Genomic DNA, 25504 nt, shown 5'->3' with positions numbered 1-25504 from the left:
GATTACTTTTTTCCGGGGAAAATAGCCCATGCGCACCGATACTTCCGTGACCATTTTTCGCAAGGACTACCAGCCCTACCCGTTCGACATCGCCGAAGTGGAACTGGCGTTCGACCTGGAACCCGAAGTGACCACGGTGACGTCGCGCCTGACCCTGAATCGTCGCGTGCCCGGCGACACGGCGCCGCTGGTGCTGGACGGCAGCGAACTTGAACTGGTCTCCGTTCATGTCGACGGCACGGCCTGGGACGCCAGCCGCTATGCGCTGACCGCGCACACCCTGACCTTGTCCGGCCTGCCGGACGCCGCGGTACTGGAAATCGTCAGCCGCTGCCGCCCGCAGGCCAACTCGACGCTGATGGGCCTGTATGTGTCGGGCGGAAATTTCTTCACGCAGTGCGAGGCCGAGGGCTTTCGCCGCATCACCTGGTTCGCCGACCGGCCCGATGTGATGTCGCGCTATCGCGTCACCCTGCGTGCCCAGCCCGACTACCCGCACTTGTTGAGCAACGGCAATCTGGTGGCCAGCCGCACCTTGCCGGATGGACGCCAGGAAGTGGAATGGGAAGATCCCTTCCCCAAGCCTTGCTATCTGTTTGCCCTGGTGGCCGGCCAGCTGAGCTGCCGCGAAATGCGTACCAAGACGGCCAGTGGCCGTGAAGTGCTGCTGCAGGTCTATAGCGACCCGGGTTCGGAAGACCGCACGGCCTGGGCCCTGGAGTCCCTGGAGCGCGCTTTGCGCTGGGACGAGACGCGCTTCGGCCTGGAGCTGGACCTGGACCGCTTCATGGTGGTTGCCGTGCGCGACTTCAATATGGGTGCCATGGAGAACAAGGGCCTCAATATCTTCAACGCGGCTTATGTGCTGGCCAACCCCGACACGGCGACCGATGCCAATTACGAAGGCATCGAATCGGTCATCGGCCATGAGTATTTCCACAACTGGACCGGCAACCGCGTCACGTGCCGCGACTGGTTCCAGTTGAGCCTCAAGGAAGGCCTGACGGTTTTCCGCGACCAGGAATTCAGCGCCGACATGATGGCGCACGGCATGGACGCCGCGGCAGCCGCCAGCGCGCGTGCCGTCAAGCGCATCGACGACGTGGCCACGCTGCGCGCCGCGCAGTTCCCGGAAGACGCCGGCCCCATGGCCCACCCCATCCGCCCGGAAAGCTACCAGGAAATCGGCAACTTCTATACCGCCACCGTCTACGAGAAAGGCGCCGAGGTCATCCGCATGCAGCACACGCTGCTGGGCGAGGAAGGTTTCCGCGCGGGGATGGACGAATATTTCCGCCGCCACGACGGCCAGGCCGTCACCTGCGACGATTTCGTCGCCGCGATGGAATCGGTCTACACGCGCCAGCACCCGGGGCGTGACCTTTCCGTCTTCCGCCGCTGGTATCGCCAGGCCGGCACGCCGCGCGTCACCGTGACGCTGGCCTACGATGCCGCCGCACAGCGCTGCAGCGTGACCCTGGCGCAGCGTTGCGCGCCGGTGGGCGTGGAAAAGAGCGCAGGCAGCAGTGGCAACTCCGTTGCGGCGAAGCCGCCCGTGCACATCCCGTTTGCCATGGGACTGCTGGACCGTGCGGGCAAGCCCCTGCCCCTGTCGCTGGACGGCGCCGCGGCCGCCGACACCGTGCTGCTGGAACTGACCACCGACCGCAAGGAATGGGTGTTCGACAACGTTGCGCGCGAACCCGTGCCGTCGCTGCTGCGCGGCTTCTCCGCGCCGGTCATCGTCGAATATGCCTGGAGCGACGACGAGCTGGCCTTGCTGTCGGCCCACGACCCCGATGCTTTCGCCCGCTGGGAGGCCGGCCAGGAACTGGCCACGCGCCAGATCCTGGCGTTGGCGGCACGCACTCAGGAAGGCGCGGCGCTAAGCCTGCAGCCGGCGTTTGTCGACGCGTGGCGCACCTTGCTGACGGATCCGCGCCTGGACGCGGCCTACCGCGCCCGCGCGCTGGCCCTGCCTTCGGAAAAGACCCTGGCCGAACGCATGGCGCAGATCGATCCCCCCGCCCTGGCCGTCGCGCGCGATTTCGTGCGGGCCGAACTGGGCCGCCAGCTGGCGCAAGCGTGGGGCGAGGCTTACGAGAACAACCAGACCCCGGGCGCGTACAGCCCTGCCCCTCTGCCGGCGGGCCGGCGCGCCTTGAAGAACCTGGCCTTGGCGCATCTGATGGCGGCGGGCGATCCGCGCGCCCGCGGCTGGGCGCAGGCCCAGTACGAACAGGCCAGCAATATGACGGACCGCCTGGGCGCACTGGGCGCGCTGGTCAACCACGGCCAGGCCGACGATGCCACCCGCGCCCTGGGCGAGTTCTACGAACAATGGCAGCAGGACCCGCTGGTCATCGACAAGTGGTTCGCGCTGCAGGCCACGGCGCGCTCGACGTCGGTGGATACGGTGCGCGGGCTGATGGCGCACCCCGCCTTCACGCTGCGCAATCCGAATCGTGCACGGGCGCTGGTGTTCCAGTTCTGCCTGAACAATGCGCGCGGCCTGCATCTGCCCGACGGCAGCGGCTACGACTTCTGGGTCGAGCAGGTGCTGGCACTGGATGCGCTCAACCCTGAAATCGCGGCCCGCCTGGCGCGCGGCCTGGACAACTGGGCCCGCTACACACCGGCGCTGCGCGCCCCCATGCAGCGCGCGCTGGAAGCCGTGCGCGCGCATCCGGGCCTGTCGCGCAACGTCAACGAAATCGTGTCCAAGGCGCTGGAACTGGCTGCCTGACTTCATTCATCCTGGGAGAAACATTTGAAACGTAAGACACTGACTCAATACCTGGTCGAACAGCAGCGTGAACACGAGGTCGTCGGCCCGGAAGTTCGCCTGCTGATCGAAGTCGTGGCACGTGCCTGCAAGGCCATCAGCCACGCCGTCAGCAAGGGGGCGCTCGGCGGCGTGCTGGGTGCCCTGGACACGGAAAACGTCCAAGGCGAGGTGCAGAAGAAGCTGGACGTCATGTCCAACGAAATCCTGCTCGAAGCCAATGAATGGGGCGGCCACCTGGCCGGCATGGCCTCGGAGGAAATGGAGACCATCCATCCCATCCCCAACCGTTACCCCAAGGGCGAATACCTGCTGCTGTTCGATCCCCTCGATGGTTCGTCGAACATCGACGTCAATGTGTCCATCGGCACCATTTTCTCGGTGCTGCGCGCGCACCACGACACGCCGGGGCAGGCGGTGACCGAGCAGGACTTCCTGCAGCCGGGCACCAAGCAGGTGGCCTCGGGTTATGCCGTCTATGGCCCGCAGACCATGCTGGTGATCACCGTGGGCAACGGCGTGGCCGGGTTCACGCTGGATCGCGAGATGGGATCGTGGGTGCTGACCCACGAGAACATGCGCATTCCCGCGGATACCAAGGAATTCGCCATCAATATGTCGAACATGCGTCACTGGGCGCCGCCCGTGAAGCAGTACATCGACGACTGCCTGGCCGGCACCACGGGCCCGCGCGGCAAGGATTTCAATATGCGCTGGGTGGCGTCCATGGTGGCCGACGTCCACCGCATTCTGACGCGCGGCGGCATCTTCATGTACCCGTGGGATTCGCGCGAGCCCAACAAGCCGGGCAAGCTGCGCCTGATGTACGAAGCCAATCCCATGAGCCTCTTGGTCGAGCAGGCTGGCGGCGCCGCCATCGACGGCACCCAGCGCATCCTCGACATCCAGCCCACGCAACTGCACCAGCGCGTCAGCGTCATCCTCGGTTCGAAGAATGAAGTCGAAACCGTGGCGCGTTATCACCAGGAACACGGCAAAGGCTAAGCTGCCCCGCCGCCTGCAAAAAGGCCCGCGCCATGGCATGCATGGCGTGGGCCTTTTATTTTGCGCTGACGCATTTCACTGCGTCAGTTGCGCGGCAGCGTGGCACCAGGAGGGCACCACCGCGGCGCGATCTCAGCGCTACTTCACTTCCTGCATCGAGTGCACGTCGTCCTTGTTGATCTGCACCTTCTTGCCATTGTCCTCATACTGATAAGTGCCGGATTTCTTGTTGTATTGAGGCTCATCCGGCGCGACGATCTGCTGTCCGTCCTTGGTTTGCACGACGGTCGGATGGGAGCAGGCGGCAAGGCTGCCTACCGCGGTGGAGGCCAGCACCAAAGCCAATAGTTTTCGAGTCATCTACGCATCTCCTTGATGTCAGGGACACTTTCACCTTAGCCCAGCCGCAAGGATGAGAGACGTGACCGACTGTGGTCAAAATGCGAGTGACTGTAATGTGACAGGGGCGCAACCCGGTGCGCCCCTGCCATTAAAAACCACGCGAGCCGCGAATCAATCCAGCGTCAGGATCGTCGCACCGGTGGTCTTGCGCGCCGCCAGCGCGGTGTGCGCTTCACCCACTTCGGCGAGCGGATAACGCTGGCCGATGTTCAGCTTGATCTTCTTCTTGCCGACCAGGTCGAACAGCTCGCTGGAAGCGGCCTGCAGCTTGTCCAGCGTATTGATGTGCAAGCCCAGCGACGGCCGCGTCAGGTACAGGCACCCCTTCTGGTTCAGGATGCCGACGTTCACGCCGCTGACCGGGCCGGAGGCATTGCCGAAGCTGACCATCAGGCCGCGCGGCTCGATGCAGTCCAGCGACGCTTCCCACGTGTCCTTGCCCACGCCGTCGTACACCACCGGCACCTTCTTGCCGCCCGTCAGTTCCAGCAGCTTCTCGGCGACGTTCTCGCGCGAGTAGTCGATGGTGGCCCACGCACCGTGCGCCTTGGCCAATTCCGCCTTCTCCGGGCTGGACACCGTGCCGATCAATTTCACGCCCAGTGCACGTGCCCATTGGCAGGCGATCAGGCCCACGCCACCGGCGGCGGCATGGAAAAGAATCGTCTCATTACCTTGCAGGCGGTAGGTTTGGCGAAACAGGTATTGCACCGTCAGGCCCTTCAGCATCATGGCGGCGGCGTCATCGAAGCTGATGCCCTTGGGCAGCTTCACGACGTTCACGCCCGGCACATTGCGCACCGTGGCATAGGCGCCCAGGGGGCTTTGGCCGTAAGCCACGCGATCGCCCTTCTTCAGATGGGTGACTTCGCTGCCGACCGCCTCGACCACGCCCGCGCCTTCCGAACCCAGGCCGTGCGGCAGCGGGTGCGGATAGAGACCGGTACGGTAATAGATGTCGATGAAGTTCAGACCCGCGGCATGCTGGCGGATGGTGACTTCCTTGGGGCCGGGCGGCGGCACTTCCAGCTCGACCAGTTTCAGGACCTCGGGACCACCATGGGTTTCGAGCTGGATTGCCTTTGCGATAGTGCTGGCCATGCAACGCTCCTTTTTTTGCGTTTATCGTTGGGTACAGGTTGGACGGAAAGTGTACGGGTTCATGAGGACTTCAGCGGCGCGCGGCGGCCGCCGGTAAGGGCAAAGACGCCGGCCAGGACCAGCGCGGTCCCCGCCAGTTGCCAGGACGTCACCGGTTCGCCCAGGAACCAGTAGGCGAGGAACAGCACGGAGACCGGTCCCAGCATGCCCAGCTGCGCCGCCAGCGGCGCGCCGATGCGCGAGACGGCAGCCATGATCATGAAGACAGGCAGCACGGTATTGATGGTGGCGTGGATCACCGACAACCCATAGAAACCCATGGGTTGCCGCAGCCCCGACACGGGATGCAGCACGAAGAACTGGATCAGGCAGGCGATGCTGGACACCGTCATGGCATACGCCGTCAGGCGCGTGGATCCTACCCGTTTGACCAGCTCGCCCGAGCCGATCAGGTACACCGCGTAGGTCAGCGCCGAGCCGAACACGAAGCCCGCGCCCAACCATATCGCATCGCTGCGCGACTGCGACAGGTCGTGCGCGAAAACCAGCACCACGCCGGCGTAGGACAGGCCCAGGGCCACCCACTGGCGACGCGCGATGGGGCGTTTGAGCCAGAAAGCCGTGATCAGCAGTACCAGGGTCGGCGACAGGAACAGGATCAGGCGTTCCAGGCCGACGCTGATATAGCGCAGGCCGAGAAAGTCGAGAAAGCTGGACAGGTAATAGCCGAGCAGCCCCAGCACCACCACGCGCCCGCGCTCGCCCATCGTCAGCACTGGCAGTTGGCCAAGCCGCGCGCGGCGCGCCTGGTCAAGGGCGATTACCGCGAAGAACGGCAGGGAAAACAGCATGCGGAAGGCGATCAGGGTGACCGCGTCGACGCCGTACTCGTAGGTGAACTTGACGACGATGGCCTTGCCCGAGAACAGGATGGCGCCCAGCGCGGCAAGCGCGAAGCCGACGGCGCGTTGGGTGTACCTGGAGGGGGAAGCGGCAATCTTGGTCGATGAGGCGGGCGTCGATGTCATGGGCTGGATTTTATGTGCGCGAACGCCCCGTTTGCACTTATTTTCTGCGCGCGCGGCTCCCCAAAGCGAGTATTGACAATTACTGCTTAGGCAACTATATTGCCTGCCATGGACAACGAAATCCCTGACAACGCAGACGCTTCAGACGTGTCGCCACCGTATCGGTGCGACCGCCTGCAGATGTTTGAAGAGAATCCTGGCTATCTGATCAAGCTGGTGACCAATTCATTCAGCCGGGCGCTGGACCAGGAAGTTTCTCCCCTGGGACTGACCGCCAGCCAATGGCGCCCGTTGGCCATGGTAAGCATGGGACGCGCCGAGACGGCCGCCGAATTGGCCCGCATATCCGACGTGGACACTGGCGCCATGACCAGGACGCTTGACCGCCTGGAAGCGAAAGGCCTGTTGCGCCGCCAGCGCAGTGAACAAGACCGGCGCGTGGTAAAGATCGAAGTCACCGAGGAAGGTGCGGCCATCACCCGGCAGATCCCCGCGATCATTGCCCGTACGCTGAATCACTATATGCGCGGGTTCACGGAAAGCGAGGCGCAGATGCTGTCCCATTTCATGCGCCGCATGCTGGCCAATGGGTCGGCCCCGTTGCCGCCGCTCAAGTGACGACGTCCATGACCGGCCTTTTTTTCGCCATAATTGCTGCCTAGGCAATTACATACTGAACAACTACTGAACGCTACTTTCTTCAATCCTTCGTCCTTATGAAACGCTTATTGAGCTCCTTGCTGGTCCTGACGCTGGGCGGTTGCGCGCTGATGGAGCCAGGTACCCAACCGGTCAAGCAGGTCGACGGGGCCGCGCTGGGCCTGAGCACCTCGACCGCCGACTGGCCCACGGATAAATGGTGGCAGCGCTACCAGGACAGCCAACTGGACGCCCTGATTGAAGAAGCGCTGGCCAACAGTCCCACGATGGCCTCGGCCCAGGCCCGCCTGGCCCAGGCCAATGCCGCCGTGGGCACTGCCCGCGCGCCGCTGCTGCCCCGCGTCGATGCGGACTACAGCCTGCAACGCGAACACATCTCCAAGAACTACATCTACCCTGCCCCCCTGGCCGGCTCGCTGCAGAGCGACACGCATCTGGGCCTGGATTTCAGCTATGAGCTGGACTTCTGGGGCAAGAACAGCGCCCACCTGAAGTCGGCACTGTCGCAGCAGCAGGCCGCCGAGGCCGACCGCCAGGCAGCGCGCGTCATGTTGAGCAGCGGCGTGGTGGAGGCCTACCTGAACCTGCAGGATGCGTTCGCGCAGCGCGATGTCCTGCGCAACATCCTCAAGCAGCGCGAGAACGTCCAGTCCATCACCACGCAGCGCTTCAGTGCCGGCCTGGATACACAAGTGGAGGTCAAGCAGGCCGACGCCGCGCTGGCCGCCGGCAAGGTACAGCTGACCCAGATCGAAACCACGCTGGCGCAATTGCGTAACCAGGTGGCGGCCCTGGTCGGTGCCGGTCCCGAACGCGGCCAGCGCCTGACCGCGACCACGATGACGACGCCGGCGGGGATCCTCCCCACCACGGTGCCGCTGGAACTGCTGGGCCATCGCGCCGACGTCACGGCCGCGCGCTGGCGTGCGGAAGGCGCCAACAAGGAGATCGACGTCGCCAAGGCGCAGTTCTACCCCAACGTCAACCTGACGGCCTTCATCGGCCTGCAGGCCCTGGGTACGGGCAATCTGTTCGACTCCGGCAGCTACGCGGGCAATATCGGCCCGGCGATTTCGCTGCCCCTGTTCCACAACGGCGAACTCAACGCCAACCTGGCCGGCCGGCGCGCCGATGCGGACCTGGCGATAGCCGACTACAACCAGACCGTGCTGACCGCCGTGCGCCAGACCGCCGATGCGCTGGACGCGCTGCGCCTGCTGGAGCGGGAAACCACGGAACAGCGCCAGGCGCGGACGTCCACGGACGCCGCGTATGAACTGGCCGTGAACCGCTACAAGGCCGGCCTGGGCAACTACCTTACCGTGCTGATCGCGCAGGACAGCGTGCTGGTGCAGGCGCGCCTGGACACCGACCTGCGTTTCCGTGCGTACAAGCTGGACGCCGACCTGGCCAAGGCGCTGGGCGGCGGCTATGTCCAGACGGCCACGCCAGGGGCCGCCCCGCAGGACAGCACGGCCACGGCGGCCCCCACCGCGGCTCCTACGGCCGACGCCCAGAACAACACCCATTGAAGAACCCATCGGACACTACGTCATGAATGCCCCGCAGACTACCAATCCCGCCCGCAAACGCCTGATGTTGCTGGCCACCGGTGTTTTCATTCTGATCGCCATCGCCTATGCCATCTGGTGGTGGATGGTCGGCTCGCACTTCGAGAACACCGACGATGCCTATGTACACGGCAACCTGGTGCAGATCACGCCACAGGTGCCTGGCACGGTGGTGGCCATCGAAGCCGACGACACGGAAACCGTGCAGGCCGGTGCGCCCATCATCCGCCTGGATCCGGCCGATACCGACATCGCCCTGGCGCAAGCCGAAGCCAAGCTGGGCCAGACCGTGCGCCAGGTGCGCACGCTGTATGTGCAGAACGATGCGCTGGCCGCCGACGTGGATGTGCGCCTGGCCGATATCGAACGCGCCCAGGCGGACCTGGCGCGCGCCCGCAGCGACCTGTCGCGGCGCCAGGCCCTGGCCAAGTCCGGCGGTGTCAGCGGTGAAGAAATCCTGCATGCCCAGACCACGCTGAAGAGCGCCGAGTCCGGCCTGGCCCAGGCCAAGGCATCGCTGGCGGCCTCCAAGGCCAAGCTGGCCACCAACCAGGCCCTGACGCACGGCACCACGGTCGAGCAGCATCCTGACGTGCAGGAAGCCGCCGCCAATGTGCGCAACGCTTGGCTGGCGACTTCGCGCACGGTGCTGCCGGCGCCGGTGACCGGCATGGTGGCGCGCCGCGGCGTGCAGGTGGGCCAGCGCGTGGCTCCCGGCAACACGTTGTTGAACATCGTGCCGCTGGACCAGGTGTGGGTGGAAGCCAACTTCAAGGAAGGCCAGCTGCGCAAGATGCGCGTAGGCCAGGACGTCGAACTGACCGCCGACCTGTATGGTGGCGACGTCAAGTACCACGGCAAGGTGATCGGCCTGGATGCGGGCACCGGCAGCGCCTTCGCCCTGCTGCCCGCGCAGAACGCCACCGGCAACTGGATCAAGGTGGTGCAGCGCGTGCCCGTGCGCATCGCCCTGGATCCCAAGCAGCTGCAGGAACATCCCCTGCGCATCGGCCTGTCGATGGACGTCGAGGTCGACATCGCCAAGCAGGAAGGCCAGGCCGTGACGCAGGCCACCCGTACCGAACCGGTCTGGTCCACGCGCGCCTTCGAGCCTGATCACAAGGAAGCCGACGCGCTGATCCAGAAGATCATCCAGGCCAACCTGGCGCAATAAAGAGAACCCCCGGGATTGCCCCGATCAACACCCGGGGCAATCCGACCCGCCAGCGCGCCCCGCCCCACACCGAACCGACCCGAACCGATACGCACACGCCATGAGCGAGCTAACCTCCACTGCCGGCCCGGCACCCGCCGCGCCAGCGCCGGCGCCCGGCGCTTACGCTCCCCTGCAGGGGGCGACACGCATCATCGGCGCGGTGGCGCTGTCCACCGCGGTGTTCATGAACGTGCTGGACACCTCCATCGCCAACGTGTCGATCCCGACCATTTCAGGCGACCTGGGGGTCAGCACCAGCCAGGGCACCTGGGTCATCACGTCATTCGCGGTGGCCAATGCCATCACCGTGCCGCTGACGGGCTGGCTGACGCAACGTTTCGGCCAGGTACGCCTGTTCCTGGCGTCCACCCTGCTGTTCGTGCTGGCCTCATGGCTGTGCGGCTTCGCGCCCACCCTGGAAGCCCTGATCGGCTTCCGCGTGCTGCAGGGCGCCGTCGCCGGCCCCATGATTCCGTTGTCGCAAGCGTTGATGCTGGCCAGCTTCCCCAAGGAGAAAGCCGGCATGGCATTGGCGGTCTGGGGCATGACCACGCTGGTGGCGCCGGTGGCCGGGCCTTTGCTAGGCGGCTGGATCTCCGACAACTACACCTGGCCCTGGATCTTCTATATCAACGTTCCGGTGGGCCTGCTGGCCGCATGGATCAGCTGGCGCATCTACGGCAAGCGGGAATCGGTCACGCGCAAGCTTCCCATCGACAAGGTCGGCCTGCTGCTGCTGGTGGTCTGGGTCGGTTCGCTGCAGGTGATGCTGGACAAGGGCAAGGAGCTAGACTGGTTCCAAAGCTCCACCATCCTGACGCTGGCTGTCATTGCCTTCATCGCTTTCGTGTTCTTCGTGATCTGGGAACTGACCGATGCCCACCCGGTGGTGGATCTTCGGCTGTTCAAGATCCGCAATTTCACCGTCGGTGCCATCACCCTGGCGATCGCCTACGGCGTGTTCTTCGGCAATGTCGTGCTGCTGCCGCTGTGGCTGCAAAGCAATATGAACTACACCGCGACGGATGCCGGTATCGTCACGGCGCCCGTCGGCATCCTGGCAATCCTGCTGACGCCGGTGGTCGGCAAGCTGCTGGCCACGCGCGACCCCCGCCATATCGTCACGTTCGCCTTCTGCGTCTTCGCGCTGGTGTGCTACATGCGTTCCGGCTTCACGCCGCAGACCGACATGCGCAACCTGGTCATACCGACCATCATCCAGGGCGCGGCCATGGCGGCCTTCTTCGTGCCGCTGACGTCGATTACGCTGTCCGGCATCGAACCCTGGCGGATTCCCGCAGCCTCGGGCCTGTCCAACTTCTGCCGGTTGACAATGGGCGGCTTCGGTACCTCCATCGCCACCACGGTCTGGGAAAACCGGGCGACCATGCACCATGCGCACCTGACGGAAACGGCCACGGCGGGCGCGCAGGCCTTCGACCGGGCCATCGATTCGCTGTCGACAGCGGGCATGTCGCCGCAGCAGTCGCTTACCTCGCTGGATGGACTGGTCAACGCCCAGGCGTTCACGATGTCGGCACTGGACGTGTTCTATGCGTCGGCGGTGATCTTCCTGATGCTGATCGTGCTGGTATGGTTTGCCCGTCCGGCCCGCCGGTCCGGCAAGGGCGGCGGCGACGCGGCGGAAGCAGCGGCTGGTGCGCACTAGGGGGCGAGCCGCCAACGTGATTCGGGCCGCATCTGCGGCCCGAATGCCTTGCATCGCCGGCAGGCGCCGCTATGCCTCTACCGTTTCCAGCAGGGTGCGCCAGCTCATCTTGGGAATGATGCGGTCGGACAGCGCGCTGTCCAGCGACAGGTTATAGAGTTCGACGCCACGTTCCTGCAGCAAATGCGCGGCGTGGGCGAAGGACGGCTCTATCATGCGTTCGAAGTTGCGCACCAGGCGGCTGGTCTCGGGGCGGGCGCCTTCGTCATAGAAGCGGCGGCCACTGGAAAAGCCCAGGTCGAGCCCATGCACGTACATCTTCTTCACGCCGCCGGCCACCATCACCTGCAGCGCGGCATACGCCACGGTGTCCGCGTCGAACACGCCGCGCGCCACATTGAAGCTGAAGCCCAAGGCACGTTCCGCATCGAACACCGACATTTCCGGCCGCGCCTGCGCCAGCGCCAGCAGGTCTTGCGGCGTGGACGACGCCTGGAACGCCCGCTCGGACACCACTTCGATGACGCAGATACGGCACTTGTACGTCGCCGGCGCAATCCCCTGCATCAGATAGCGCAGCACGTCCGGCGTGACGAACAGGGTCAGGTCGCGCGTGACCACATCACGCATCAGGTCGATACGGCGGCGGACGAAATTCTGGTCGATGACGCAGTAGTACTTGAACGGGATGTCGAACTTGCGCAGCAGCGCGATGGAGCCATTGACGCCCATTGCCACATCGATAGGCAGGCGGTCGTACTGGATTTCGGCGATCGAAGGACCACTGAGGATCAGATGCACCAGGTTCAGCTGGTCCGGAAAAGCCTGGCTGATGGGGGTGAGGGGTACCGAATAGCCGAAGGCCTTGAATGCCGAGATGGCCCCGGTCGTATCCCGCTTGATCGACACGTGAGGCCACAGGTGGCGGTTGTGCTGCATGCGGCGGCTGCGCAGCGCGGAGTAGAACTTGCGCCAGAAACGGTCCAGCCGCAAATTTCCTACCTTGCCATTGAACAGCACGGCACCGCCGCCATCACCATAGGTTCGAGGCGAAGCAGCACCGGGGAGGCCCTCAGCAGTGTCGATAGTCAAACTTGTAGAAGGTAACAATGCCAAACTCTAACTCTGTGATCATGTGGTGCGGATAAGGATGCAGCTCCACCAGTGTCACTGGACGCCCCCGCGCCCGCCGGTCCGGCCCTGCAGCGGAAACTATAACCTTACAACCGCATTCAAAATTGAAAGTTTGATGAATCTAAGAAGCAAAATCCTCAGATCCTCTTCAGATACCTTGCGATTTTCGTAAATTTATGGTCGCCCATGCGCATCCGCATAGGACTGTTACATCAAATGTTTCCTGGGCGGTGCAACGTCAGTAACACGGGAAACCGGCCGGTTCCCCGTGTCCGCTACGACGATCCCCAGCGGCTGGCTGGCGTGCCCTAGGCCTTGGTTAGCCGTTCGGCCACCGCCTTGCCCACATCCGCCGTCTTCGCATCGCCTTTCATGTCCGGCGTGCGCGGACCATGCTCCAGCACCGCCTCGACGGCGCGCACCACGGCCTGGGACGCCTCCGGATAGCCGAGGAAGTCGAGCATCAGCGCGCCGCTCCAGATCTGCCCGATGGGATTGGCGATGCCCTTGCCATAGATGTCGGGCGCCGATCCGTGCACAGGCTCGAACAGCGAGGGAAACTTGCGCTCCGGATTCAGGTTGGCCGAGGGCGCGATGCCTATGGTACCGGTGCAGGCCGGCCCCAGGTCGGACAGGATATCGCCGAACAGGTTGGACGCCACCACCACGTCGAAGCGGTCCGGATGCTGCACGAAGTGCGCGCACAGGATGTCGATGTGGAATTTGTCCCAGCGCACGTCCGGATACTTTTCGGCCATCTCGGCCACGCGGGCATCCCACCAGGGCATGGAAATGGAAATGCCGTTGGACTTGGTGGCGGCGGTCAGGTGCTTGCCGCGCTTGCGCGCCAGTTCGAAGGCGAACTTCAGCACGCGTTCGGCGCCGATACGGGTGAACACGCTTTCCTGGATGACGACTTCGCGCTCGGTGCCGGCGAACAGCGTGCCGCCGCTGTTCGAATACTCGCCCTCGGTATTTTCGCGGACGATGAAGAAATCGATGTCGCCCGGCTTGCGATTGGCCAGCGGCGATTCCACGCCCGGCATCAGGCGCACGGGGCGCAGGTTGATGTACTGGTCGAAATCCCGGCGGAAGCGGAAGAGCGAACCCCACAGCGCCTCGTGGTCGGGCACGGCGTCGGGCCAGCCGATGGCGCCGAAGAAGATCGCCTCGTGGCCGCCGATCTGCGTGCGCCAGTCATCCGGCATCATCTTGCCGTGCTTGGCGTAGTAGTCGCAGCTCCAGTCGAAATGGTCGAACTGGAAATCGATGCCGAAACGGGCCGCCGCCGCATCCAGCACCCTGAGGCCTTCCGGCATCACTTCCTTGCCGATGCCATCGCCCGCGATGACGGCGATCTTGTGTTTCTTTGCCACTGGACTGTCTCCTTGTACAACATACGCAATCGGGGCGGCGCGCCTTCAGGCGCGGCGCGTCATGGCGGCCCGTCGCCGATGTTCCAGCGCGGGCGTGATGACCTGCATCAGGCGCTGGAATGACGGGCCGATAAGATTATCAGGTAAGCAGGCATAACCCAGCAACAGTCCGGACGCGCCCGCCGTCCCCTCGTAGTACCGCGAAAGCGGCCTTACCGCCAGCCCCAGCGTACGCGCGGCGATGGCGATGCCCAGGTCGTCGGTGCCGGCGGGCAGGTGCATGACCAGGTGCAGGCCCGCTTCATGGGTGGAGATCGGCCAGCCGGCGCCCATTTGGGCGGTGATGGCGTCGCGCAGCAATGCCTGGCGGCGCGCATAGACCTGGCGCATGCGGCGCAGATGGGTGGCGTAATGGCCTTTCTCGATGAAGTCCGCCACCACGGCCTGGTCCATCAGGCGCCCTTCGCGATACAGCTCGGACAGGCCGATGCCGAAAGGGGCGGCCAACGCCCTGGGCAGCACCATATATCCCAGGCGTATGCCGGGGTACAGGGTCTTGGAGAAGGTACCCAGATACAGGACACGGTCGTGCTGGTCCATGCTTTGCAGCGAGGCCAGCGGTTTGCCGCTGAAGCGGAATTCGCTGTCGTAGTCGTCCTCGACGATCCAGGCGCCGTGCTGGTGGGCATAGTCCAGCAGCATGCGCCGGCGCGACAGGCTCATGATGTGCCCCAGCGGGTACTGATGCGACGGCGTGACGAAGATGAAGCGCGGCGGCTGCGCCATCTGGTCCGGCGTGGGCGCCATGCCCTCTTCGTCGACGTGCACCGGCACCGTGGTGATGCCGCATGCCTGCAGCATGGAGCGCGCGCCCCAATAACCCGGATTCTCCATCCAGGCCGTGTGCCCGGTGTCGCCCAGCAGGCGCGCCACCAGGCTGATGGACTGGTGGATGCCGGTGGTCAGCACCACCTGCTCCGGCTCGCAGCGCACCGCGCGCGACAGGCGCAGATGCTCGGCCAGCACCCGCCGCAGCGGCATGTAGCCGGCGCCGTAGGCGTAGGTGAGCAGTTCCGGCGGCGGCTCGCGCCAGCGCCGGCTCAGCAGCTTGTTCCAGATGGCGTGGGGGAACAGCGTGACGTCCGGCACACCGGCGACAAAGGCGCCCAGTTGCTGGTCCGATGCGGAAGCCAAGCCGACCAGTTGGGCGCCGCGCGAGGACAACGCCGCCTGATGCCAGCCGGGATCGTCGGCATGCGATTCCCGTTGGCCGGGGTGCCCTGCCGCCGCGCTTGCCCCCTTCGCCTCCGAGCCCGGCCCGGTCATGCCCAACCCCTGGCGGGGCGCCGTGTCCGAGACAAAGGTGCCGCTGCCGAAAGCGGACACCACATACCCCTCCGCCAGCAGCTGTTCGTACGCATGCATGACGGTATTGCGGGATAACCCCAGGTCCTGCGCCAAGGTGCGCGTGGCAGGCATCTTGAGGCCCGCGGCAACTTCGCCGTCCAGTATCAACGTGCGCAGAACGGTATAGATCTGCCGCGATAGGGGATCCTTCGCCCCCCTATCGAGCCGTTGCAGCAAAACCTCGGACAGGCTGGCGTCGCGCAAGTGGCACCATGGAAATGGAGAAATTTGGCTCTGTTGAGAGTACCAAATATTCGATACGCTGCGCTCAGCAGTTCAAGACAGTTCACAGAAAATGCGCAATGCGCCTGCCACGCAGGCCCGCGCCAGGGAATCCAAGGGGAATATCTTGAAGGTGAAATACAGCCATTGCTTCAAACTGGGTCTGGCCGCACTGGCCGTTGCAGCGGCGCTGCCCTTCAGCGCGCAGGCACAGACGCGCGGCGGCACCCTGAACATGATCGTGCAGCCCGAGCCGCCGGTCATCGTCACGGCCATCAATCAGCAAGGCCCGACGCAGTTCGTGGCCGGCAAGATCTACGAAAGCCTGTTCACCTACTCGGCCGACCTGAAACCGCAGCCCAGCCTGGCGAAGTCCTATGAAGTGGCAGCGGATGGCCTGACCTATACCTTCCACCTGCAGGAAGGCGTGAAATGGCAGGACGGCCAGCCCTTCACCGCGGACGACGTGGTGTTCTCCCTGGCCGACATGCTGCCGAAGACGCACGCCCGCGCCCGCGTGCTGCTGAACCAGTTCGTGGCATCGGTCAGCAAGACCGACGACCTGACCGTGGTGGTCAAGCTGAAGGCGCCCTTCCCGGCCTTCCTGCTGGCATTCGAGCCGGGCTTCGCGCCCATCATGCCCAAGCACATCTATGCCGGCACCGACTACATGACCAACCCCGCCAACCAGAAGCCGATCGGCACGGGGCCCTTCATGTTCAAGGAATGGAAGCGGGGCGAGTACATCAAGCTGGTGCGCAATCCCAATTACTGGAAAACGGGCAAGCCCTACCTGGATGAGCTGGTCTTCAACATCATCCCGGACTCGGCCTCGCGCGCGGTGGCTTTCGAGCGCGGTTCGGTCGACGTGCTGCGTGGCGGCGACGTCGACAACGTCGACGTCAAGCGCCTGCGCGCCCTGCCCAATGTGCAGTACACCACCGCCGGCTGGGAAATGTTCTCGCCGCAGGCCTACCTGCTGATGAACATGCGCAAGCCGCCCTTCGACAACGTCAAGGTGCGCCAGGCGGTGATGGCCGCGCTGAACCGCAAGCTCATCGTCGATAACATCTTCTTCGGCCTGGGCAAGCCCTCCACCGGTCCCTTCGTCAGCACCGAAATGTTCTACGACAAGAACACGCCGGCGCTGGACTTCAGCATGAAGAAGGCGCGCGACCTGATCAAGGAATCGGGCATCAAGCCGGGCGACTACACCATCCGCCAGCTGGCCTTCCCCTATGGCGCCACCTGGGACCGCCTGGGGGAGTACATCAAGCAGGCGCTGGAGCAGTTGGGGTTCAAGGTCGATACCGAATCGACCGATGCCGGCGGCTGGGCCAGCCGCACCGGCAACTGGGACTTCGACGTGACGCTGAGCTTCACCTACCAGTATGGCGATCCGGCCCTGGGCGTGCAGCGCCTGTACATCGGCTCGAACATCGTCAAGGGTTCGCCGTTCGCCAATGTGCAGGGCTATAACAACCCCGACCTCGACAAGCTGTGGAACCAGGCCGCGTCCGAAGTGGATACGGCCAAGCGCCAGGAACTCTATTCGAAGATCCAGTCGACGCTGGTGGGTGACGTTGCCAACGGCTACCTGATCGATCTCGAATATCCCACGCTGTACCGTAGCAAGGTGCACAACCTGGTGAAGTCGGCCATCGGCCTGAACGAAAGCTTCGACGACGTCTACATGGACAAGTGAGGCTGGCTCGCCGCAGCCGCGCCGGTGAAGGCTGACGCCGCCACCGCCGCGCCGCGGCATGCCCGTGGGCAGGGGATCCGTGCACAGGGAACAAGGCACAGGGCACGGCACAGGGATGAGGATGTCCGCATGAAATTTTTGTCTTTTTTGCTGGCGCGCGTCGGCAAGGCCCTGGTGGTCGTACTCGGCGTCGTGATCATCAATTTCTTTCTCATCCGCATGGCGCCCGGCGATCCCGCCGCGGTGCTGGCGGGCCAGGCGGGCGCCAGCGATGCCGCCTACGTCGAGCAATTGCGCACGGCCTTCGGCCTGGACAAGCCGGTGCTGACCCAGCTGGGCTTGTACCTGAAAGGCGTGGCCACGCTGGACCTGGGCTTTTCCTATCGCAACCATGTGCCGGTCATCGACCTGATCGCCGAGCGCCTGCCGGCCACTTTCCTGCTGATGAGTTGCGCCTTCGTGTTTTCCATCGTACTTGGCGTGCTGCTGGGCGTGGTGGCGGCACGGGCCCGCTATGACAATCGCGGCCGCTGGCTCGACAGCGTGGTCACCAGCGGCGCGTTGCTGCTGTATGCGACGCCGCTGTTCTGGCTGTCGCTGATGGGCATCCTGCTGTTTTCCGTGCTGCTGGGCTGGCTGCCCGCTTTCGGCATGGAGACGGTGGGCGCCAACCTGGCCGGCTGGGCGCGGGTGAGCGACATCGCCGAGCACCTGGTCTTGCCCGTGATCACGCTGGGATGCTTCTTCATGGCCGTGTATGTACGGCTGACGCGCGCGTCCATGCTGGAAGTCATCGGCATGGAATTCGTCAAGACGGCGCGCGCCAAGGGCGTGGCGCCGGGCCGCGTCATTCGCGCGCATGTGCTGCGCAACGCCCTGCTGCCGGTGATCACTTTCGCCGGCATCCAGCTGGGGCAGATGGCCGGCGGCGCGGTGCTCACCGAAACAGTGTTCGCCTGGCCCGGCATCGGCCGGCTGATGTTCGACGCCCTGCTGCAGCGCGATTACCAGCTGCTGCTGGGCATCTTCCTGGTGACTTCCGTGCTGGTGGTGGTATTCAACGTGATCACGGACATCATCTATCGCCTGGTCGACCCCCGCATCGGCGCGGGCGGACAAGGAGCGGGCGCATGAAGGCCTTTTTCAAACGCTATGCCCGCAACTACGGCGCCGTGGCCGGCCTGGCCATCATCGTCGTGGTGATCGTGGCCGCCATCGCCGCGCCCTATCTGTATGAAGATTCGCCCTGGATGATGGTGGCGTCGCCGCTGATCAAGCCCTTCACGGATGCGGCCTATCCTTTCGGCACCGACATGCTGGGCCGCGACATCACCGCCGGCCTGGTCTGGGGCGCACGGGTTTCGCTGATGATAGGCCTGCTGTCCACCGGTGTGGCCTTGCTGTTCGGCGTGGTGGTGGGCGCCACCGCCGGCTACTGCGGCGGCCGCATCGACGACTTCCTGATGCGCTTCACCGAGTTCTTCCAGACCATCCCGCAGCTGGCGATGGCCGTGGTGATCGTGGCCGTGCTGGGCCCCTCGATCTACTCCATCATGGGCGCCATTTCCGTGGTGTCGTGGCCGCCGGCGGCGCGTCTGGTGCGGTCGGAGTTCATGACGCTGAAGCAGCGCGAGTTCGTGCAGGCGGCCATCGTCATCGGCCAGAAGCCCTCGCGCATCGTCGCCACGCAGATCCTGCCCAACGCCATGTCGCCCATCATCGTGTCGGCCTCCTTCATGGTGGCCACGGCCATCCTGACGGAATCGTCGCTGTCCTTCCTGGGCCTGGGCGATCGCAACCTCATGAGCTGGGGGTTCATGATAGGCGCGGCGCGCACCATGATCCGCGATGCCTGGTGGATGAGCGTGTGGCCTGGCCTGGCCATTCTGCTGACGGTGCTGGCCATCAACCTGATCGGTGAAGGCTTGAACGACGCCTTGAACCCGCAACTGCGCCGCCGCGGCGAATGAGAGGCGGGAGCCAGACTTATGACCACGCACCTGAACCAGCAGTCCTCCACGCCGCCGCCAGTGCAAGCGGCACGAGCCACGCTGCCACCGCAAGACCCTGCCGCACCGCTGCTGTCCGTGCGCGGCCTGACCATCGCGCTGCCGGCCGGCGGCGACCGGCCCTATGCGGTGAGCGATGTCAGCTACGACATCCGCGCCGGCGAAATCCTTTGCATCGTGGGCGAATCGGGCTCGGGCAAGTCGATGAGCGCCAACGCCATCATGGGCCTGCTGCCTACCTATCTGCGGCCGCAAGGCGGACAGATCCTGTTGCGCGGGCAGGACCTGCTGACGCAACCTGAAAGCGCCTTGCGCGACATGCGCGGCAAGGACATGGCGATGATCTTCCAGGAGCCGCTGTCGGCCCTGAATCCCTTGATGACGGTGGGCGAGCAGATCGCCGAAGTGATGCGCGTGCACGAGGCCTATCCCGGCCCCGCGCGCGAACGGCGCGTGCTGGAGATGCTGGATTTCGTCGGCCTGCCCGACCCCGCCACCTTGTTCCACACCTATCCTTTCCGTCTGTCCGGCGGCCAGCGCCAGCGCGTCATGATCGCCATGGCCCTGGCGCTGGAACCGGCGCTGCTGATTGCCGACGAGCCGACCACGGCGCTGGACGTCACCACGCAGGCGCAGATCCTGGCCCTGATTGCCCGCATCCAGCAGCAGAAAGGCATGGGCGTGATGTTCGTCACCCATGACTTCGGCGTGGTGGCGGAGATCGCCCACCGGGTGGTGGTCATGGAAAAAGGCCTGGTGGTCGAACAAGGACCGGCCGAACAGGTACTGAACCGGCCGGTACATCCCTACACCCGCCGCCTGATCGCCGCGGTGCCGCATCGGCGCGCGCAAGCCAGGGAGGATGCACCACAGGAAGAAGTGGTGCTGGAGGTGAAGAACCTGTGCAAGACCTACGTCACCGGCCATGGCTGGCTGGGCAAGAAGCGCGTGGTGCGCGCGGTTGACGACGTCAGCTTCCGCGTGCGCCGTGGCGAGACCCTGGGCATCGTGGGCGAGTCGGGATCGGGCAAGTCGACCATAGGCAAATGCCTGCTCAAGCTGGTCGGCATCGATGGCGGGCAGATGCTGTTCGACGGCCAGGACATCGCGCCGCTGTCGGAAAGTGCGTTTCGCCCGCTGCGCAAGGATATCCAGATGATTTTCCAGGATCCCTTCGCGTCGCTGAACCCGCGCCAGACCGTGGGCCGCATCATCAGCGACGGGCCCATGGCCGCCGGCAAGCCGCGCGAACAGGCCCATGCGCGCGCGCGGGAATTGCTGGAACTGGTGCGCCTGGATGCATCGGCCTTCGACCGCTATCCCAACCAGTTTTCCGGCGGCCAGCGCCAGCGCATCGGCATCGCACGCGCCCTGGCGCTGGATCCCAAGGTGCTGGTGGCGGACGAGTCGGTATCGGCGCTGGATGTGTCGGTACAGGCGCAGGTGCTTGAACTGTTGCGCGATCTGCAGCAGCGGCTGCGCATCGGCCTGGTCTTCATCACCCATGACCTGCGGGTGGCGGCGCAGATCTGCAATGCCGTGCTGGTGATGCACCAGGGCAAGGTGGTCGAGTACGGCAGCCCCGCGCAGATTTTCGATGCACCCCAGCATGCCTATACCCAGCGGCTGATCGGCGCGGTGCCCGGCCGCGCCTGGGACAGCACGCGCGTGGATACCAGCGAGGCGACGTAGCAGCGCCCCGCGCACCCGACGAATTACCGGAACCCATACGAGCAGCCACGCACACCAGCCGCTGCAGACCCCAGGAGACATCCGATGCAACGCCCCGCCGCCACGCCCACCGTCCAGATCGACAACGAACTGGTCAAGGTCACCGAATGGCGCTTCCCGCCCGGCGGCGAAACCGGGTGGCATCGCCATGGCATGCACTACGTGGTGGTGCCGCAGACCACGGGGGAACTGCTGCTGGAGACACCGCGCGGCGAAGTCCGCAGCGCCTTGACCACCGGCCAGTCCTACTACCGGCCGGTCGGGGTGGAACACAATGTGATCAACCCTGGGACGGAGGAATTCGTTTTCGTGGAGATCGAGTTGAAAAGCGCGGACGGTGCGGACAGCGCAGGGTGTTGCACGCAGCCGGATCAGCACGCCGCTTGAGCGCGCGCGCTGCACTTCTTTCCAGGTAAATCAGCGATCGAGGCAATGTCATGAAGGCTTTTTTTTGCGCGGAACAGATACTGCACGACCCGCAGCAGTTCATGCGGCTGGGCCGCATCAGCAAACCCACCGACCTGCCGGCGCGGGCCGAGGCGCTGCTGGCCAAGCTGCAGGCGCGCGGCATCCCCGTCGAATCGCCACCGGACTTCGGCCGCGCGCCCCTGGCCGGCGTGCACAGCGACGCTTACCTGGACTACCTGGCCAGCGCCTGGGACCGCTGGCAGGAATTGAAGAAGCCGGGCGCCATCGAGCCCGGCATCGAGGTGCTGCCCAATCTCTCGCCCTACTACAACGGCCGTGTCGAGGACGACGCGCGCGGCCCCTGCCCGTCGCCGTCCATCGTGGCGCAGACCGGTTATTACCTGGGTGACCTGGCCAGCCCCATCGGCCCCCACACCTGGCGTTCGGCCTTGCGCTCGACGCATAGCGCGGTGGCCGCCGCCGATCATGCGCGCGCCACGCAGGGCAGCGCCTATGCGCTGTGCCGCCCGTCCGGCCACCACGCGCATGCGGACCGCGCGGGTGGTTTCTGCTATCTGAACAGCAGCGCGGCAGCGGCGCAGCGTTTGCGCCAGAGCTACGACAAAGTGGCCGTGCTGGACGTGGACGCCCACCACGGCGACGGCACGCAGAACATCTTCTACCGCCGCGCCGACGTGATGACGCTGTCGCTGCATGCCGATCCCACGCATTACTACCCCTTCTACACTGGCTACGCGCACGAACGGGGTTATGGCAGCGGCCATGGCTACAACCTGAACTATCCCCTGCCGCACGGCGCGGACGGCGCGACCTTCCTGGCCGCGCTGGACGAGGCGCTGACCGCCTTGCGCGACTACCGGCCGCAGGCGCTGGTGCTGCCGCTTGGCTTCGATACGTACAAGGACGATCCCATCAGCGTGTTGAAGGTGGACATCGATGCGTATCGCCAGCTGGGCGAACGCATCGCCGGGCTGGGCCTGCCCACGGTGGTGGTGCAGGAAGGCGGCTACATGGTGGAAGCCATCGGCGCGGCCCTGGATGCGTTCTTGCAGGGCCTGGCGCCGGACGGCCAGGCGCAACGTGCCGGGCAGGCCGCGGTGCTGTGAGCATCGCCGTATGAAGATCACACCATGAGCACCCTTCCATGAGCATCATTGCCCGCGGCAAACCGTTCGCCCTGCTTACGCCGGCGTCCGCGCAGCGCACCGGTTGCCTGATGTTCCTCGGTGCCCTGGTGGCGTTCGCCACCTTCGATGCGGGCTCGAAGTACATGATCACGCGCTATCCGCCCACGTTTCTCAACCTGATGCGTTACACGGCAGTGGCGCTGGTGGGGATCGTGTGGCTGTTGCGCGTGTGGCGAGGCCGGGCGCGGGCCGCGGCCGCCGCGCCCGAACGGGCGGCGCGTCGTCCCACCCCCCTGCTCGTGGCTCGCGGGCTGTTGCTTTGCACGGTGGGCACTTGCTATATGACCGCCCTGATCTGGATGCCCCTGTCCGAAGCGACGGCGATCTACTTCACCGCGCCGCTGATCATGGTGGCCCTGTCACCATGGCTGGTGCAGGAGCACGTGCGCCTCATGCAATGGCTGGCGGTAGCGGTGGGTTTCGGCGGCATGCTGTTGATCGTGCGGCCCGGCGGCGACCTGCCCTGGATAGGCACGGCCCTGATGGTGGTGGCCGCCGTCAGCTACGCCCTGTTCCAGCTGGTGACACGCCGGCTGGCTGGCCAGACACCCGGCCATACGCAGTTCGGCTACGCCACGGCAATCTGCTGGATTGGCGCGGCGCTGCCGGCGCCCTTCTTCCCGCCGGCGGTCACGCCCGGCGCCGGCGAACTGCTGGCCTTGCTGGCGTTGGGCATGTGCAGCGGCATCGCCCAGGTATTGTTGATCGGCGCCTTCCAGCGGGTGGCGGCTTCCACGCTGGCGCCGCTGAACTACCTGCAGCTGCCGATGGCGGTGGCCTACAGCACCTTCCTGTTCGACCGCCCACCCGACGCCATCGCCGCGGGCGGCATTGTCCTGATTTGCGGCGCAGGATTGTTCCTGGCCTTGAGCCGACGCCGCTGACGCAAACTCCGCTCCCATATATCATCCAGGTATTGGCCGCGCCACTTCCAGACGCGTTTTCCCCGTATAGCCGGGCGGCCACCAACGCAGGAAATCCATCATGTCTTCCAACGACACCCACAGCACCGACGTCCGCACTCATCTGCACCCCTATACCAATGTCATCAAGCTCCGTAGCACCGGCCCGCGCGTGATCGACCGCGGTGAAGGCATCTACGTCTACGACGATCAAGGCAAGCAGTACATCGAAGGCATGGCCGGCCTGTGGAGCGTCGCCGTCGGCTTCGGCGAGCAGCGCCTGGTGGACGCCGCCACCCGCCAGATGAGCAAGCTGCCCTACTACCATACGTTCACGTCCAAGTCGCACGTGCCGGCCATCGAGCTGGCGCAGAAGCTGGTCGATTACACGGAAGGCCGCATGGCGACGGCCTTCTTCACGAACTCCGGTTCGGAAGCCAACGACACCGTCATCAAGTTCGTCTGGTACTACAACAATGCCCTGGGCCGGCCGCTGAAAAAGAAGATCATCGCGCGCCAGCGGTCCTATCACGGCGTGACGGTGGCTTCGGCCAGCCTGACCGGCCTGGTGGGCAACCACCGCGATTTCGACCTGCCCCTGCCGCAGATCAAGCACACTGCATGTCCCCACCACTACCGCTACGCCAACCCCGGCGAATCGGAAGAGGACTTCGCCACGCGCCTGGCCAATGAGCTGGAGGCGCTGATCCAGCAGGAAGGCCCGGAAACCGTGGCTGCCTTCATCGGCGAGCCCCTGATGGGCGCCGGCGGCGTCATCGCCCCGCCGCGCACGTATTGGCAGAAGATCCAGGCCGTGTGCCGCAAGCACGACATCCTGGTGATCGCCGACGAAGTGATTACCGGCTTCGGCCGCCTGGGCCAACGCTTCGGCAGCGATGTCTATGGCATCGAACCCGACATCATGGTGTTCTCCAAGCAGATCACTTCGTCCTACCAGCCGCTGGCTGCCGTGCTGCTGTCGGCCAAGGTCAATGAAGTCATCGCCGAGAACAGCGGCAAGGTGGGGACCCTGGGGCACGGCTACACCGCCAGCGGCCACCCCGTGGCCACCGCCGTGGCGCTGGAGAACCTGAAGATCATCGACGAGCGCAAGCTGATCGACAATGCCGCCGAGTGCGGCGCGCTGCTGCATGAACAGCTGCGGGCCCTGGCCGACCATCCGCTGGTCGGTGAAGTGCGCGGGGTGGGCTTGATCGCCGGCGTCGAACTGGTGGCGGACAAGGCGACCAAGCGGCCTTTCGACCCCTTGGGCAAGGCCGGCGCCTATGCGTATGAAAAGGCGCACGAGCATGGCTTGATCATCCGCGGCATCCAGGACACCGTGGCCTTCTGCCCGCCGCTGATCATCACGCCCGCCGAAGTGACGGAGATGGTGACGCGCTTCAAGCGCACGCTGGACGACGTCACGCGCTTCGTAGCCAGCTGACAACCCGCCTGCCACGGCAGGGAGAGAAAAAGGCCGCCCCATATAAAAATGGGGCGGCCTTTCTGTATGCCGGCTCAACAAGCCATTACGCGCCGGAGCGCGGTAACCGGTGACGCGCCTCGCGGGCAGTTGACCCGCCCGGGGACAATCCTGGGCGACAGCAACGGGGGGTAAAAGGGTCACCCCATTTTTAAATGGGGCGACCCTTTCAAGCATGTTGATTTAACAAGCCACTGCGCGTCAGCGGCGGCGGGAGCCTGTCAAAGAACCCAGGACACCGCGGACGAGTTCGCGGGCAGCCTGGCGCAGGGCGGTCTTGGCCATGCTCTGGACCACGCCGTCGCGCTTGCCGCCGCGCGGGCCGGTGGAACCGAACAGGACATCGCTGACTTCCTTCATGAAACCGCCGCTCTCGTCCTGCCCGGCCTGCGCCGGCCCGCCTTGCCCAGGCCGCGCGCCAGCCGGCGCGGTGCCGACGGGCGCCGCCGGCGCCTGCCCGGCCGACGGCGCGGGCGCGG

21 protein-coding genes are annotated in these 25504 nt (G+C 65.2%); 14 read left to right on the top strand and 7 right to left on the bottom strand.

Annotated features, from left to right (window positions below):
- Positions 1-28 precede the first annotated feature (28 nt).
- On the top strand, positions 29-2746 hold the full coding sequence (gene pepN / locus CEY05_RS30130) for an aminopeptidase N (RefSeq protein ID WP_088601180.1): 2718 nt from the start codon (positions 29-31) through the stop codon (positions 2744-2746).
- 24 nt (positions 2747-2770) lie between these two features.
- The gene (locus tag CEY05_RS30125) at positions 2771-3790 is read left to right on the top strand and encodes a class 1 fructose-bisphosphatase (RefSeq protein WP_088601181.1); all 1020 of its coding nucleotides are present in this window, start codon (positions 2771-2773) and stop codon (positions 3788-3790) included.
- Between the two features lie 138 nt (positions 3791-3928).
- Here CEY05_RS30125 and CEY05_RS30120 read toward each other — a convergent pair whose 3' ends face one another.
- The 3 genes from CEY05_RS30120 to CEY05_RS30110 form a co-directional block, all read right to left on the bottom strand.
- Positions 3929-4150 carry a YgdI/YgdR family lipoprotein gene (locus tag CEY05_RS30120; protein ID WP_088601182.1) on the bottom strand — a complete coding sequence of 74 codons (222 nt, stop codon included), beginning with the start codon at positions 4148-4150 and terminating at the stop codon, positions 3929-3931.
- A 153-nt stretch (positions 4151-4303) separates the two neighbouring features.
- Positions 4304-5293 carry a quinone oxidoreductase gene (locus CEY05_RS30115; protein WP_088601183.1) on the bottom strand — a complete coding sequence of 330 codons (990 nt, stop codon included), beginning with the start codon at positions 5291-5293 and terminating at the stop codon, positions 4304-4306.
- 59 nt (positions 5294-5352) lie between these two features.
- The gene (locus CEY05_RS30110; protein WP_088601184.1) at positions 5353-6321 is read right to left on the bottom strand and encodes a DMT family transporter; all 969 of its coding nucleotides are present in this window, start codon (positions 6319-6321) and stop codon (positions 5353-5355) included.
- Between the two features lie 108 nt (positions 6322-6429).
- Here CEY05_RS30110 and CEY05_RS30105 point away from each other — a divergent pair, with 108 nt between their 5' ends.
- The 4 genes from CEY05_RS30105 to CEY05_RS30090 all read left to right on the top strand — a co-directional run bounded on the left by CEY05_RS30105 (position 6430) and on the right by CEY05_RS30090 (position 11437).
- Positions 6430-6939: a MarR family transcriptional regulator gene (locus CEY05_RS30105; protein ID WP_198952957.1), complete on the top strand. Its 510-nt coding sequence runs from the start codon at positions 6430-6432 to the stop codon at positions 6937-6939.
- A gap of 98 nt (positions 6940-7037) precedes the next feature.
- Entirely contained in the window at positions 7038-8513 is a 1476-nt protein-coding gene (locus CEY05_RS30100; RefSeq protein ID WP_088601185.1) for an efflux transporter outer membrane subunit, read from the top strand.
- 22 nt (positions 8514-8535) lie between these two features.
- Entirely contained in the window at positions 8536-9726 is a 1191-nt protein-coding gene (locus CEY05_RS30095) for an efflux RND transporter periplasmic adaptor subunit (RefSeq protein ID WP_088601186.1), read from the top strand.
- 100 nt (positions 9727-9826) lie between these two features.
- Positions 9827-11437: a DHA2 family efflux MFS transporter permease subunit gene (locus tag CEY05_RS30090; RefSeq protein ID WP_088601187.1), complete on the top strand. Its 1611-nt coding sequence runs from the start codon at positions 9827-9829 to the stop codon at positions 11435-11437.
- A gap of 69 nt (positions 11438-11506) precedes the next feature.
- On the opposite strand, the gene CEY05_RS30085 is transcribed toward CEY05_RS30090, so the two are convergent.
- The 3 genes from CEY05_RS30085 to CEY05_RS30075 form a co-directional block, all read right to left on the bottom strand.
- A complete protein-coding gene (locus CEY05_RS30085) occupies positions 11507-12529 on the bottom strand; it encodes a hypothetical protein (protein ID WP_233161780.1) in 1023 nt (340 codons plus the stop codon).
- 350 nt (positions 12530-12879) lie between these two features.
- Positions 12880-13947: a tartrate dehydrogenase gene (locus CEY05_RS30080; protein ID WP_088601189.1), complete on the bottom strand. Its 1068-nt coding sequence runs from the start codon at positions 13945-13947 to the stop codon at positions 12880-12882.
- A 45-nt stretch (positions 13948-13992) separates the two neighbouring features.
- Complete coding sequence (locus CEY05_RS30075) at positions 13993-15558, bottom strand: PLP-dependent aminotransferase family protein (protein ID WP_088601190.1); 1566 nt, start codon at positions 15556-15558, stop codon at positions 13993-13995.
- Positions 15559-15709: 151 nt separating this feature from the next.
- Between CEY05_RS30075 and CEY05_RS30070 the strand changes: the two genes are divergently transcribed.
- The 8 genes from CEY05_RS30070 (at position 15710) to CEY05_RS30035 (ending at position 24986) form a co-directional block, all read left to right on the top strand.
- On the top strand, positions 15710-17281 hold the full coding sequence (locus tag CEY05_RS30070) for an ABC transporter substrate-binding protein (protein ID WP_088601216.1): 1572 nt from the start codon (positions 15710-15712) through the stop codon (positions 17279-17281).
- Positions 17282-17410: 129 nt separating this feature from the next.
- Positions 17411-18415, top strand: coding sequence for an ABC transporter permease (locus CEY05_RS30065; protein WP_088601191.1), 1005 nt, complete (start codon positions 17411-17413; stop codon positions 18413-18415).
- Positions 18412-19251 carry an ABC transporter permease gene (locus CEY05_RS30060; protein ID WP_088601192.1) on the top strand — a complete coding sequence of 280 codons (840 nt, stop codon included), beginning with the start codon at positions 18412-18414 and terminating at the stop codon, positions 19249-19251. Before CEY05_RS30065 ends, CEY05_RS30060 begins: the two co-directional genes overlap by 4 nt.
- An 18-nt stretch (positions 19252-19269) precedes the next feature.
- Positions 19270-20982 carry an ABC transporter ATP-binding protein gene (locus CEY05_RS30055; protein ID WP_088601193.1) on the top strand — a complete coding sequence of 571 codons (1713 nt, stop codon included), beginning with the start codon at positions 19270-19272 and terminating at the stop codon, positions 20980-20982.
- An 84-nt stretch (positions 20983-21066) separates the two neighbouring features.
- Entirely contained in the window at positions 21067-21408 is a 342-nt protein-coding gene (locus tag CEY05_RS30050) for a cupin domain-containing protein (protein ID WP_088601194.1), read from the top strand.
- Between the two features lie 50 nt (positions 21409-21458).
- Complete coding sequence (locus CEY05_RS30045) at positions 21459-22556, top strand: histone deacetylase family protein (protein ID WP_088601195.1); 1098 nt, start codon at positions 21459-21461, stop codon at positions 22554-22556.
- 38 nt (positions 22557-22594) lie between these two features.
- A complete protein-coding gene (locus CEY05_RS30040; RefSeq protein WP_088601196.1) occupies positions 22595-23521 on the top strand; it encodes a DMT family transporter in 927 nt (308 codons plus the stop codon).
- A 100-nt stretch (positions 23522-23621) separates the two neighbouring features.
- Positions 23622-24986: an aspartate aminotransferase family protein gene (locus tag CEY05_RS30035; RefSeq protein ID WP_088601197.1), complete on the top strand. Its 1365-nt coding sequence runs from the start codon at positions 23622-23624 to the stop codon at positions 24984-24986.
- 240 nt (positions 24987-25226) lie between these two features.
- Here CEY05_RS30035 and CEY05_RS30030 read toward each other — a convergent pair.
- Positions 25227-25504 (bottom strand): helicase HerA-like domain-containing protein (locus CEY05_RS30030; RefSeq protein ID WP_143220714.1); only part of this gene is annotated, 278 nt, incomplete at its 5' end.

The sequence above is a fragment of the Achromobacter sp. HZ34 genome, from assembly GCF_002209485.1.
GTDB lineage: Bacteria > Pseudomonadota > Gammaproteobacteria > Burkholderiales > Burkholderiaceae_B > Bordetella_C.
Note: the sequence above shows the minus strand (reverse complement) of the source record. Positions and strands in the feature narration are given on the sequence as shown.